This is a genomic window from Pelorhabdus rhamnosifermentans (genome assembly GCF_018835585.1).
In the GTDB taxonomy this organism is placed as follows: domain Bacteria; phylum Bacillota; class Negativicutes; order UMGS1260; family UMGS1260; genus Pelorhabdus; species Pelorhabdus rhamnosifermentans.
Window position 1 is genome coordinate 29,135 of record NZ_JAHGVE010000016.1, and the last position, 13,392, is coordinate 42,526.

Annotated in this window: 15 protein-coding genes and 1 riboswitch; of the genes, 1 reads left to right on the forward strand and 14 read right to left on the reverse strand. The window is 40.3% G+C overall.

The features are described 5' to 3' along the window. Window positions 1-7 precede the first annotated feature (7 nt). The 14 genes from Ga0466249_RS17175 to Ga0466249_RS17245 all read right to left on the reverse strand — a co-directional run bounded on the left by Ga0466249_RS17175 (window position 8) and on the right by Ga0466249_RS17245 (window position 12,227). On the reverse strand, window positions 8-1,243 hold the full coding sequence (locus Ga0466249_RS17175) for a molybdopterin molybdotransferase MoeA (RefSeq protein ID WP_215830711.1): 1,236 nt from the start codon (window positions 1,241-1,243) through the stop codon (window positions 8-10). Beyond that, the gene (gene mobB / locus Ga0466249_RS26700) at window positions 1,233-1,991 is read right to left on the reverse strand and encodes a molybdopterin-guanine dinucleotide biosynthesis protein B (protein WP_246588824.1); all 759 of its coding nucleotides are present in this window, start codon (window positions 1,989-1,991) and stop codon (window positions 1,233-1,235) included. Before mobB ends, Ga0466249_RS17175 begins: the two co-directional genes overlap by 11 nt. Before the next feature lie 185 nt (window positions 1,992-2,176). After that, window positions 2,177-3,916 carry an aldehyde ferredoxin oxidoreductase C-terminal domain-containing protein gene (locus Ga0466249_RS17190; RefSeq protein ID WP_215830712.1) on the reverse strand — a complete coding sequence of 580 codons (1,740 nt, stop codon included), beginning with the start codon at window positions 3,914-3,916 and terminating at the stop codon, window positions 2,177-2,179. Window positions 3,917-3,960: 44 nt separating this feature from the next. Further along, window positions 3,961-4,068: riboswitch (molybdenum cofactor riboswitch) on the reverse strand. A 123-nt stretch (window positions 4,069-4,191) separates the two neighbouring features. Next, a complete protein-coding gene (locus tag Ga0466249_RS17195) occupies window positions 4,192-4,923 on the reverse strand; it encodes a HesA/MoeB/ThiF family protein (RefSeq protein WP_215830713.1) in 732 nt (243 codons plus the stop codon). Next, window positions 4,924-5,160 carry a MoaD/ThiS family protein gene (locus Ga0466249_RS17200; protein WP_215830714.1) on the reverse strand — a complete coding sequence of 79 codons (237 nt, stop codon included), beginning with the start codon at window positions 5,158-5,160 and terminating at the stop codon, window positions 4,924-4,926. Window positions 5,161-5,347: 187 nt separating this feature from the next. Further along, a complete protein-coding gene (locus tag Ga0466249_RS17205) occupies window positions 5,348-5,698 on the reverse strand; it encodes a hypothetical protein (protein WP_215830715.1) in 351 nt (116 codons plus the stop codon). Between the two features lie 4 nt (window positions 5,699-5,702). Then, complete coding sequence (locus Ga0466249_RS17210; protein WP_281422665.1) at window positions 5,703-6,698, reverse strand: DMT family transporter; 996 nt, start codon at window positions 6,696-6,698, stop codon at window positions 5,703-5,705. 67 nt (window positions 6,699-6,765) lie between these two features. Further along, on the reverse strand, window positions 6,766-7,344 hold the full coding sequence (locus tag Ga0466249_RS17215; RefSeq protein ID WP_215830717.1) for a sugar O-acetyltransferase: 579 nt from the start codon (window positions 7,342-7,344) through the stop codon (window positions 6,766-6,768). Next, window positions 7,337-7,951, reverse strand: coding sequence for a recombinase family protein (locus Ga0466249_RS17220; protein WP_215830718.1), 615 nt, complete (start codon window positions 7,949-7,951; stop codon window positions 7,337-7,339). The genes Ga0466249_RS17215 and Ga0466249_RS17220 overlap by 8 nt, the downstream gene beginning before the upstream one ends. 270 nt (window positions 7,952-8,221) lie before the next feature. Continuing rightward, complete coding sequence (locus Ga0466249_RS17225; RefSeq protein WP_246588826.1) at window positions 8,222-8,635, reverse strand: HIT family protein; 414 nt, start codon at window positions 8,633-8,635, stop codon at window positions 8,222-8,224. Window positions 8,636-8,719: 84 nt separating this feature from the next. Continuing rightward, complete coding sequence (gene lpdD / locus Ga0466249_RS17230; RefSeq protein WP_215830720.1) at window positions 8,720-9,127, reverse strand: prenylated flavin chaperone LpdD; 408 nt, start codon at window positions 9,125-9,127, stop codon at window positions 8,720-8,722. Beyond that, window positions 9,109-9,702, reverse strand: a complete 594-nt coding sequence (locus Ga0466249_RS17235; protein WP_215830721.1) for a UbiX family flavin prenyltransferase — start codon at window positions 9,700-9,702, stop codon at window positions 9,109-9,111. The genes lpdD and Ga0466249_RS17235 overlap by 19 nt, the downstream gene beginning before the upstream one ends. 71 nt (window positions 9,703-9,773) lie before the next feature. Further along, window positions 9,774-11,258, reverse strand: a complete 1,485-nt coding sequence (locus Ga0466249_RS17240; protein WP_215830722.1) for a UbiD family decarboxylase — start codon at window positions 11,256-11,258, stop codon at window positions 9,774-9,776. A gap of 141 nt (window positions 11,259-11,399) precedes the next feature. Continuing rightward, complete coding sequence (locus Ga0466249_RS17245; protein ID WP_215830723.1) at window positions 11,400-12,227, reverse strand: MerR family transcriptional regulator; 828 nt, start codon at window positions 12,225-12,227, stop codon at window positions 11,400-11,402. Window positions 12,228-12,408: 181 nt separating this feature from the next. Between Ga0466249_RS17245 and Ga0466249_RS17250 the strand changes: the two genes are divergently transcribed. Continuing rightward, entirely contained in the window at window positions 12,409-13,305 is an 897-nt protein-coding gene (locus Ga0466249_RS17250; protein ID WP_215830724.1) for an alpha/beta hydrolase family protein, read from the forward strand. The last annotated feature ends 87 nt before the right edge of the window (window positions 13,306-13,392 follow it).

Consider the following 13,392-nt stretch of genomic DNA (forward strand, 5'->3'; position numbering starts at 1 on the left):
CCAATCGCTATTTTACCAATTCCACCTCTACCCAATCTTCACCATACAAGCCGCTCTTCATGTCACCAATATGGACAATCCCGTCGGCCTCAAGATAAGTGCTAATCAATCCGGACTTGCCAAAAATAGGTTCAGCCCAATAGCCATCGTCCCGCCGTAACAACTTCACTCGAATAAAATCATCTCGCCCCGGTGCCGAAGCAACGTTACGCGTAATCCGTGCTATAATCCGATGTTCTGGCTCCAACTGTTCGTGCCCTAATAACCCGGCAATAGCTGGTTTAACCAAGGCTTGGCAAATGGTCATGGCTGATACAGGATGTCCAGGCAACCCAAATACAGGTACACCTCCTACTATCCCGAAAATAGTTGGCTTCCCTGGTTTAACAGCAATACCATGTAAAAACACACTTGCTTGTTCAAATGATTGAATCACGCGTACCGTATGATCCCGCGTTCCAACGGAACTTCCTCCTGATATCAGTACCATCTGACTTCCAGTCAAAGCTTCGGTCATTGCTGTCTTAAGTGCCTCATAGCTGTCAGGCACAATGCCACAGCGCCGCACAGTGCAGCCTGCCTGCTCAAGCATAGCTGCCAAAACATAGGAATTAATATCGCGAATCTGACTGTCCACAATCACTTCGCTCACATCGACAACTTCATCACCTGTCGAAATAATCGCGACTTCCGGTTTTTTTCTAACAGAAACAGAACTATAACCGCAAGCCGCAAGTGCACCCATGACTTGTGGTGAAATCATTTGACCGCGCCGCAAAATAACACCATTTATCTTAAAATCTTCGCCTTTAACAATAACATTTTCACCAGGCGCTACAGCTTTTAACACAAGCAAAGAATGATTATCGGGATTTTCAGTATATTCGACCATGACAACGGCATCGGCCCCTTGAGGCAGCTTCCCACCTGTAGGCATCGCAACTGCCTGCCCCGACTGCACGCTTAAGTCGGTCTGTTGCCCCATCAAGACTTCGCCGATCAAATTTAATAATACAGGGACCCCTTCAGCCGCCCCAAAAGTATCGGCGCTTCTTACAGCAAAACCGTCAACAGTCGAACGGCTAAAGGGCGGTAAATCGTCTTTCGATACAATGTCAACAGCGACGGTTCTGCCTAAACACTCAGGCAGAGGTAATGTTTCCGTCCTAACTACCGTCTCAGGTAGATGACTTAAAACAAGCTGAAGTGCTCCCGAAAGAGAGATGCAATGACTAAATTCCATGCTTTTCCTCCTTTGACGTACCAAAACACCCCAGCTGACATCCCGTAATCTTTATGCCTTTGTCATCAGCAGCTTGTCCAACTACGCTCCCTTTCACACCAAATTTTTCAGCCAAAGCCAATGCCTGCGGACAAGGCACCTTTCCATCTTGTGCCATATCCAACAAGCGTTTTTTAATCATTTCGTAAAATTCCACTGTATTTGAGCCCTCGTTCTTATTTACAGCAGCTTCTTTGCTCTTCATTGCATCCTCCGTTCCTACTTTGCCAATAACACGTTCCACTAAAAAATCAGCCATCAAAGCAGAATCCTCTAAACTAAAATGCGGCACATCTTTATAACAAATCTTATCAGACACAAGTGCCAATAGTTCTTCTTTAGCGCACAGCGGCTCAATGCAAACAGCCCGTCGAAATACTTCAATTTTCCGTTTATTTTCCCGTTTGTACCCTTCGGTAAAAATAATATCCACATCCGTAATATAAGCTGCAACGGCGTCAAGCGATAATTCTTGTTCCACCCGTTTAATCATGGCCACTTTCTGAGGTGAAGAAATACAGACAACATCAGCACCTGCCTGTGCATGCCGCCAAGTATCCTTGCCTGGTTTGTCTATTTCAAATCCATGCACATCATGTTTGATTACCGCAACCTTATAACCTCGCCGTTTCATCTCAACAATCAACTTTTCAAGATAAGTCGTCTTGCCACAATTAGACCGTCCCACAACTGAAATTACTGGTATCATATCATCACTCCAAGAAATGACTTCGATTTGAGAGGATATTCACTAAACAATATGAAAGTTCCTGCTTTCATAAGCAGGAAACTTCGCTAATCTAATTTGCGCCAAAATCTCTAGAATCTTACACTGATAAGTAAAAAAAGCGGGAAGCAAAAGCCTCCACGCCTCCATACAGTAAAACATAGCAATCAAAAATTGAAAACTTCATCGATTTCTTCGGGGGTAAAGTCCCAAACTACGTTATGTGGCGGACAAGGTTCATATTCGAAGAATTCGGGCAAACGGTCATGAGCATTCGTAAAGCCCGCTGCCGCGTTAAATGCACGTTCAACCTTAAGGACCGACTTACCTAGAGCCGTTACATCATCACCAGTTAAGGATAGACCGTAGCGGGCATTGATCATATCGATGAGCGCGTTGAATCCTTCTGGAATATCAAGAATAGCAAGGGCAATGAAAAGGCACATTCCAGTACTATCCACAGCCGCCGTGGCGATTTGCAAATTTCTCGACAGCTCCACTTGACCTTCCTTCTTAAGTGGATCAACGTAGCCGCCAATTTTCAATATATTCGTAGCAATGCAGTAACCAGAAGTATGATCAGCCCCCATTGGAGTCGTAGCATAGGTCAGACCAATCCCTTTAACCGAACGGGGATCGTACGCGGGAATAGCCTGATCCTTAACAACCGGAGTCCGAAAAAGGCCACACACTTTGCCAACAATAGCGGTACCTCCACCGATTATCCGGCCCAGCGGAGTGGGAACAGCAATTTGCTTGACAGCATCCAAAGCAGCCTTGCCGTCATTCCAAGGAAGCAGTCCTCCTTCAACAGCCGTCGCGATAGCAACAGAAACATCGATAGCATCTACACCGAGATCATCCATAGCACGGTCAATGTAAGCAATATCATCCAAGTCTTGAATACCCGCGCCAGCGCCCAAAGCCCAGACAGTTTCATACTCAAAACCACTAGTAATATATTTTCCCTTCTTATCAGGATACCACTGAGAGCAGCGGATGATACACCCTGCATGACAACCGTGAGATACTTTGCCCTCGCCCCCTCGCTCAGTGATTGTGGCATTGAGCGTTTCACCAGAAAATTTGTCATTCCAGTCAATACGTCCCCCGGTAAAATTTCGGGCAGGCAATCCACCCGCTTCATTCAAGAGGTTGACAAGCACATCTGTACCATAGGCAGGTAAAGCTTTACCTGTAACAGGATGAGTAAGAAGCGCCTTGGCAAATACTTTTGCCGCTGCTTGAAATTCTGCCGGATTCGCGATCGTCACGCCAGGTGCACCCGTATCGTCAATAACGAGAGCTTTTACCTTTTTGGAACCCATGACTGCCCCCAGACCGCCCCGCCCCGCACTGCGAATGTGCCCTTCGGGATCTTTAAATGAGATGTTGGCAGTAGGCAAGCGATATTCACCAGCCGGACCAGCCAGAGCGATACCCACTTTCGCACCATATTTTTCACTTAAAACTTCAATTGCCTGATAGTTACCACAGCCGCCAATAATTTCAGCAGGAGCCTCATCAATCGTTACGCCATTTATATCAATTTTAATTACGTAGAACTTGTCTTCAGCAGGCATTCCTTCAATAACAAGAGCTTTGATACCGAGTTTAGCCATCTTTTGAGAAAAAGTTCCACCCGTGTTACTTTCCTTAATGGTGCCTGTCAAGGGGCTCTTGGCGCCTACAGAGAGTCGACCAGACTGAGAAGCCGTCGTGCCGCCAAGTAATCCAGGGGCAAATATCAGCTTATTGTTTTTTCCTAGTGCATGGCAAGTCGGCTTCACTTCATCGTTAACAAAGTTAGACGTAAGACAACGGCCTCCCATGCTTACGTACTTCTCTGGAACCTCATTCATTGCAACTGCTTTTTCCGTCATGTTCACGCGGATAAACTTTTTCATAATAGCCCTCCTCAATTATTTAATTTGGATTATAACAAAAGGAAGCCCGTATAAACGGACTTCCTTTGCGCAATGGCAGGTGCGAAAATTCCTTTTCGCACCCTGTTTACTATTACCGAGCTGGCAATAGTAAATCGGAACTCTTATTAAAATACGTTCGTTTCAAATTGCTAAACTCCTGCAAAGAAAAACTGTTATTAACAGTTTTTTCGTACTTTTTCGCCATTCTTTATTATTCCATTGCTGGGAATCTTTCCTGGTTTTCCTCAATAATATTATTTCATATTCAAAATATCAAAAATGTTCAGTTCCGTATCAAAATACAACATTTTATTACGAAGGGGCTCCCCGATTCCAGTAATAATTTTCACCACTTCCTGTACTTGAAGCGAAGCCGCTAAAGCTGGAGTGGCCGACGGGTTTCCCAACACCACTTCCACACCCCGATTTGTTTCAGGCACAACCTTATATAGATTTCCAAGACTCCGATCCCCCGGCATGATGGTCATGACTTGACCTGTAAATCCGGCAATAGCCGCATATACAAGTGGTATACCTAACTGATTGGCGACACTCGCCAATAACAGCCGAGAATGAAAATTATCCAGAGCATCCACGATGACATCCAAACCACCAAGCAAGTCTTCAGCATTTTTTTCATCCAGCATAGCATGAACGGCTTCTACTTGGACATCACTATTAATCGCAGCGATGCGCTCAGCAGCAACACTCGCTTTATTAACACCTAGATTTTGCTCGTTAGAAAGAATTTGGCGGTTGAAGTTATGGCGAGCAAACGTATCGCCATCAATAATCTTTAGGTAACCTATTCCCATCCTCGCCAACAATTCAATGACTGTACCCCCGAGACCACCCGCACCAACGACTGCCACTCTCGCTTGCAGCAAACGTGTCTGTCCCTGAATTCCAACGGTACCTTGATTACGCAAATAACGTTCTGGCATTTCATCTTTAGCTAAGAGCTTTAAAGATTCTTCGTTCGACATTTAGCCACCTCCTACGGGCGGAAACAGACCAACCCGATCACCATCAGTTAATCGCTCATCAAACTCACGACCTAAACCATTTATCATAATCAAGTGAATCTCTGCCGGGTCCATTTTCAATTGTTTTACTAAATCAAGCACAGTAATACGCTCAGGTACCGTGAGCGATATGATTCCGTTCAAACTATTAGGCGCATAACGCCGCAGAGTCGCATATAAACGCACTTCCAATACCATATACAAGTCACCTCCAAGAATTATTGAACTGAGAACTCTACCCCATCATTCGCCAAAAAAACCTATTTTCCTTCGAATCACTGCTGCAATATTAACTTCTCCCAACGTCAATGCTTTGTATACTTTTCTGTCTAGTTTAGTGTTTGCGATTTTGCACACTTTTACATAATAAATTTCAACTTCACTTTTAGCTATTATGATTGACTAAAACACCCACTTGCCCTTTGAAAGGTAGCCATTCTTTATAGCTTTCAGCAGTATTTGGTATCAGCTTCATTTTGTTAATGCCTGCCCTTGTTGATTTATATTCTGATATTAATTGATTTTCCTTTTGACAAACATGAATTTCTGCAATTAATCCTACTGACTTTAGTGCTAGAATATGTGTTTTTATCGTTTTCGTACAACATTGTCTTTCATTACCATATTCTAACTTAATGAGCTTGATAATCTCATCTGTATTAATTATTTTAAGTTGAATACTTCTTTCGCAAATTAATTGAAGCATTCTAAACTTCATGGGTAATTTCATTTTCATACGATTACTCCTTATATTCTCTTAATGTTAGCATTCCTTTTGGGTTTCCCGAAACCAAAATAGCTCCAAATACAATGACCAAACAGCCAATAATTAAATTGGGTGAAGCATGCACGCCATTGATCAACCAGTCTAATATAATCACCCAAATAGGATAAGTAATATTAAGAGCCATTGCTCTGCCTACGCCAGTCATACTTAAGCCAAGGTACCAACTGATATACGATACACTACACACTATCCCTGCTGCTATTAAAACCAGCACATTAGAGGCTGTAAAGGAATGAACTAATAATTCAAATCCGTTTATAAACGGAATAACAAAAAATATATACATCAAAAAGGACACGGTCTGTCGAACTGAAATCGCTATCTCAGGATCAACGACGTCCATGGCATAAGCACCAAAAACACCTTCTAAACCCCAGCCCAGGGCAGCTATAAAAGCAAATACGACGCCTAAATAAAACGTAGAATGGACGGTATTCGTTGGTGACACATATCCTGTAATAATGGCTCCCGCAACACATAACAAAATTCCGATTAAAGTTCTTTTATTTAATTTTTCTTTAAGAAACATTACAGCTAAAATTGTTCCAATAGCAGGATATGAAGAAGTGATAACTGCTGTATAAGAAGCGCCTGCCATATTAATTCCAAGCAAATATCCAGACATGGCTACAGGTCCACTAAGCACTGCAGAAATAATAATAAGTACACCCATTTTACTAAATAAGCATCTACCAAATTCTTTCGTTTTACCTGTATAAAAATTATAAAGTAAAATAAAAAAAGACGAAAATCCGGTATGTATGCAGGCTGCTATCAGAGAAGCTTGCATAGCAGTATTAGGATCATTAAATGGATACTTCGTTAATAAATAACCAAGCAATACAGCATCCATTCCCCAGGTTATACCTGAAATCAAACAATTCCCTATCCCCCTTTTAGCATAATGCAAATCTCTTTTTAATGTTAAGCTAGCTACAGTTTCCAACATTCATGGTTCCTTTCATACAACAGAGGCCAATTTAAAAGACTTTCACCTGTTTTTATCAGCGAAAGTCTTAAATAAGTACACTTTTATTCTTTTGAGCAATATATTTGATGATTTTACAAGGATTCCCGGCAGCAACAACATTAGCTGGAACATTCTTTGTAACTACGCTACCAGAACCTATTACGCTGTTATCTCCAATCGTTACACCAGGATTGATAATCGATCCCCCGCCAATCCAAACATTATTTCCGATAGTTACAGCTTTAGTATAATCGGCATTTTTAGGTCTTAACGTAGGATCAATGAGATGCGTTGCTGTAAATATACTGACATTCGGAGCAATTAATACATCATCGCCAATTTTTACAAGTCCATCATCTAAAACTAAGAAATTGAAATTTGCATAGAAATTCTCTCCAATTTCGATATTCGTGCCGTAATCACAATAAAAGGGAGGTTCTAATTCAAAATTCTCGCCTATTTTCCCAAATAATTTTTTTAAAATATTTATTCTTTTTTCTGTTTCCTCAGGATCTGTATGATTATATAATTTCGTAAGATGTCTCGCTTTATTTCTTAAAAGTATTAATTCTTCATCATAGGCATTATATATTTCACCATTAAGCATTTTTTGTTTTTCACTCATTTAATACACACCTTTCGTACTCTTTGACTCTCGCATAAAATGTTACCTTCTTCATGCCTGATAACTCCATCGCTTTAACTGCTGTGATCTCCCCGGCTCGCCATTGTTTATAGGCTAATACAAAACTGTCGTCGATCTCAACTTTACGACGACCATAAGCCCGACCTTCAGCTTTAGCCAGTGCAATGCCTTCTTGTTGACGTTGACGAATTTTTTTACGTTCCCGTTCTGCTACATAAGACAACAGGCTGGAGAACTGCTCTTCCATAAGCCTCCCTACGTCACCCCGAGCTTTAAATTTACGACTATCAAATAAAGCTTCATTCTCTAATATAACAATATCAGCATTCCGTTCTCTTGTGATATGCTTCCATTCACGAATGATTCCATCGTAGTCTCTGCCGAGTCGGTCAAGAGCATCTATGTACACGATGTCGTTCTCACCAAGTACTTGCTTCATTGCTTGATACTGTGGTCTGTCGAAGTTCTTACCAGATTGCTTGTCAACGAATATGAACTGTTCCTCTATACCAAGCTCCCGCATTTTCAGAAATGATCTACCTTCTTTCTGGTCTTTAGAACTTACTCTAATATATCCAAGTCGCATATCCGCTGACCTCCTCTTGCTTACCTTCTTGTCCTTAGTGTAGCACTAGTGTTCAAAAAATCAAGTAATACAATTTTGAACGTTCACTTTTTCGAAGCTTTTTTGAACATTCCATATAGCGATTAATATCTAAAATCCATAACGAAAAAGGAATTCCTCATTATGAGAAATTCCTCAGAGTGTAGACAAAAGCAAAATTCCTATCAAGATAGGTATAATAAAGCTATAAACTTTAGCTTCATTTATGAAGAAGTAAAAGGTTGCTAGTTACTATTTTAATCGCTTTCTTATAAACGCGATTGTCTGGTCCAAACTAGATAGGTCTTGCAAATTATCCACCTTATTTTCTCGCCTATAGTAACTAAAAAGTTTAGCACCATCCAATTTTCCATCTGAAAATAACTCCGCATTTAATGTATCAATCATCCAAGAATATCGAGGAAAAACATGAAAATGAAAGTGTGATGTCTCTTCTGCCAGATTTAAAATATATACTTTTTCAACCTCCGATATTTGCTGAAGGATGCCCACAACCTTTTGTAAGATTATAGCAATAGTCATGATTTCCGTCTGTGTTAAATCTTGATACGCCGTAACATGCCGTATTGGCGAAAGGATTAAATACCCAGGTACGTTGACATCAATACAATGATGGATAACAACTTCATGATCTTTATAAATCAAACCTCCCGGAGGTATTGTATTGCCTTCGACTATACAACATGTAAGACACATTATTTTCTTTCTCCTTCCTCTTGCCAAATAAAATTAAATATATTTTTGGATTAGCGTATCCGTCAATCTCTTTACAAGCTCGATTGTCAACTTTATTTCCTCAGCTGTTATATGATCAACATGAATACCACAGGTCACAACTACATTTCTATTTAATTTAGAAGAAAGTACGTGTGATACATATCTTGCTGCTTCATCATCCTTATGTCCGAGCAAATTTAGCACAGATGTGGTAGCACTGCTGACATTTACGTCTGCCAAGCTTGGTCTAGGAACACTTAAGGTTACGCAGCCGATATGAGGACTATTTCCTCCTGTAACGATTACACATAAGTCTTGGCCGATAGAAATAGCCTTCATATTTATTTTTATCCGGCCACTTTCTACCGTTAAATCCTGCACCTTATCACCTTCTATTTTAGCTAAACATTTTCTCCCCATCTATTAAACCCTGCTACTTCAATTCCAAATCCGTCAAGAATCTTGCCAATAATCTGTCTGTTCATATCCTCCAGACTCAGCGGCTTATGATAGTAAGTAACCATTGGCGGAATAATCATGGCACCTATTTCCGCCAATGAAAGTAAGTTTCTTAAGTGAATCATACTTAACGGGCTTTCTCTGGGTACTACGACTAAATTTCTTCTTTCTTTAATTGTAACGTCCGCTGCTCTGAGCAGCAGGTTATCAGAATAGCCACAAACAATGCCAGCAACAGTTTTCATGCTGCAAGGAATGATGATCATGCCTGCTGTTTTAAACGTACCACTTGCGATGCTCGCACCGATATTATTTATATCATAGACTTTATCCGCTAAATGGAATACTTCATCTAACGGATATTCTGTTTCTTCAGCAATAGTTCGTTCAGCACTACTGGAAATAACCAAATGAGTCTCCCATTCAGGGTTTTCTCTGAGCGTTTTTAATATATCGATACCTAATATTGCTCCACTTGCTCCACTCATTCCAATGACTAATCGTTTTTTATGGCTGGCCTTTAAGTGATTTTCCATAAGGTCGCAATACCCTTTCTAAGGTAGAATTTTATCAAAAAAACAACCTATCCAAATCTTTCTTCATGAATTTATTTGTTAAATAATTCTGGAACAAATCGACTTGGATCTACATCCTTAAACTTTGCTCTTTGGAATTTATCTTTTAAATGATAGGGTACGGTGCAGTCAAAAATTACTTTGCAGGAAATACCTTTATCCTTTAGTGCCGGATTATAAACAGGATTTTGAGAAGGATCTAAAGGATGGCACCGGACACCAGGAATAAATACAGTGTCCACATCCCCTTGGTAACGTGTATTAAGCGCCCACATGACATCGTTACTATCAAACGGATCAACATCTTCATCAACTAAGATGACATGTTTCAGTTCCGAAAAAGCGGAAAAGGCTAATAGAGCCGCCTGTCTTTGCCGTCCTTCATCACTTGGCTGACTCTTTTTAAACTGTAAAACAGCCATGTATTTTCCGCCACCTGATGAATGGGCATAAACATTGAGCAATCGACCTGGCATGGCTTTATCCACCATTTGCAATATACTTGCTTCTGTGGGTATACCCGCCATACTAACATGCTCTTCGCTGGGTCCGATACAGGTTTGCATAATAGGATGCATGCGATGGGTAACAGCCTTGACTTTAATTACTGGCAATTCAGCACAAGCTGGACCGGTATAACCGGGAAACTCCGGCATGGCTTTGCCTGTATGGGTATTTTGATCTTCTCTTACCCGCACGCCAGGAAGCAAGTCACCTTCTATAACATATTCCGCATTGGCAATTGCTTTTTCACGAATGGTCAAACAGGGAATGAGTTCAACAGCTTCCTGTCTAATCGCGCCTGCAATGCTTAATTCGTTAAACCCAATAGGCGTTGTTGGCGGCTCGAAGCAAGCCGCAATTTCCATAGCAGGATCCACTCCGATACTAATGGAAATGGGTAAGGACTTTCCAGCTTTCTCTGCCTTTTCACGAAATACTCCTAAATGTCGAGCGCCTGGAACAAAGTACATAGATATTTCATCTTTACTTTGTAAACAGAGACGATGAATTGTAACATCGGATTCTCCCGTTTCCGGATCAGAGGCATAACACATCCCCATAGTAATATAGGGCCCTGCATCTTCTTCTGTATTCGTTGGTGCAGGAACTAATTTTCTAATATCAAACCCTTGTTCATCGGCATAATGGACAACTTCCTGACATTTCGCCTTAGCTTTGGAAACGGTTATGGGGGCAATTGGGTTTTTGACCGCTTCATTTAAAAGAAAGCCAAGACGGCCCGGTTTGGTGTCTAGCATAAGTCCTACTCTTTCGCGACTAGCTAAAAGTCCAATAATAACTCTAGCATCTTCATGACCCTTTACATTTTTAAAGATCATGGCAGGTCCAATTCTTGTTGGACGCATAACGGTTCCGCCAGCACCAACATGACGGTAAACTCCAGATAGTTCAGCATGTGGATCTACTTGTTCGTTCGTTTCAATTAATTGACCCGGCACCGACTTTAACAGTTCGATAGCCGAACGTAAATCGATTACTTTTCCTTTTGACATTCTAAGTTCCTCCTTATATTCCCATCTACGAGATGCTTAGCTGTTGTTCAGCGGCAAAGCAGCTTATTCGATTAATAAATGGATTGATATAAGTATCTTAGAGTATATACTAACTATACAGTCAATATTTACGCTTAGAATTCAATTCATTTTTTCTATGGGAACTTGTAATTGACAAAGATCCACATCCGTATTTTCATTATAAAAAGTAGTATCTAGCACACAAGCATCCACAATGTTCCCGATCACCTTATAATGATTATCATTTATCCATTCCAACAACCTGTGTAAAAATTGACTATCATAAGGCATTCCATATTTATACATACATATATACTTTCCCGCTGGTAAAGTAATAACATTTTGAATAGCAGGGTCTTCTGAAGATAAAAATACAAATGCTCCCGCACCCTCAAAGATATTATTTTCTTTCACACTCTCCTTCATAATCATTGTGCCAAACCCTTTTGAGGGAAGCATTCCCTGTTTAACAAGCGTATTCCATGCTCGCATCGAAGTTAAATGCAATTCTTGTCTAGATATTTCATGTTTAAATGGAAAAAAGACTATCTTTCTTTCAGAAAATTCTTCTATGACAGGTTGATATAGTTCTTCTTTATAAGAATAAATGTTTGCATAAGTATTTAATCTGCTCTCAATGGACTCACGCGTTTGTAAAAGCTTTCGTATTTCCTTATTGATAAACCCCCTATGATATTCTAACAGGGAAATAGCTGTAGTAAGATTTCTATTTTTTATATGCTTTTTGATGTCCGCAAGTTTAATACCCGCTGCCTTCAAAAAACAGATTTCCCTTAAAAATGGAATTTGAGAGGAACTATAATATCGATACCCATGTTCATCAACTCGTTCAGGTTTAAATAACCCTATTTTGTCATAATAAATCAAGGTTTGTCTTGAAACACTATGTATTTCAGCCATCTCACTAATTGATAAATATTTTTTCACCGTTTTTGCTCCATCTCTAAGTTTCGACCGGAATTGATTTAGTCTTTTTCTCAACAAGCAGGAAATTTTTACATTTTCAAAGAATATAATCGCGATATAACAAATGAAAAGCTACATTAATTTACAATAAATTTTCATAAAGTAATGTACTGCAGATTCTAGATTATCAAGGGAGACTACTATGCTCACTGTAAAATCACAGAAAATCTTTCAATTAATTTCTCTTTGTGCTGTTTTTATTTGTACACTCTTAGTATACTCACCCATCACTTATGCAACAAGCATTACGCAAGAATACGTAAAGATACCAGCTAAATTTGATGATGGTGTTTATCATTTGGAAGCCATGATTTATAGACCGAATGGTGCAGGTGTTTATCCACTAATCGTAATCAATCATGGTCGATCAACAAAACCAGCGGAACGCAAAATACCTACTTTAGTAAATTATTATAAAACGCAGGCAGAAACTTTGGCACAAAAAGGATTTGCTGTCGTTGTCGCCGTCCGGCGCGGCTATGGGAATTCGGAAGGCTCTGATGTAGAATATTCTACCGCCTCAACCATTTATCAAGCTGGATTACAAGGAGCCAAAGATGTTACCGAAATTGTAAGGTTTATGCAAAGTCAACCCTATATCGATAAAAACCGTGTCATTCTCATTGGGCAATCGTGCGGCGGACTGGTATCCGTAGCTTCTGGAACAAAGGATATTCCAGGACTCATTGGAGTCGTTAATTTTGCAGGCGGATTACGTCATCCTTCTACGGCCAACCCATCCATTTGGACTACGGCAGATGAAACCTATCTGGTCAAAACCTATCATTCTTACGGTCAAAACGCAAAAGTTCCCATGCTGTGGATCTATACTGAAAATGATCATTTTTTCCCATCTGATCTCTCTCCTAAAATGTATGATGCCTTTATCAAAGGAGGTGGCACAGGGAAATTCTACTTACTTCCTCCATTCGGAAAAGATGGACATACCTTCTTTCCAAACAAATCAACAATTCCAACCTGGATGCCTCTCTTCGACGAATTCTTAAAAACATTAAATGTCCCCACTTCAAATCTATAAGCTCAATGACCAGAAAATCCATTATGAAATAAAAGAAAAACTCTGTGCTTCGAGAATATGCTTTAACAACAAACGGAATTCCTCCTA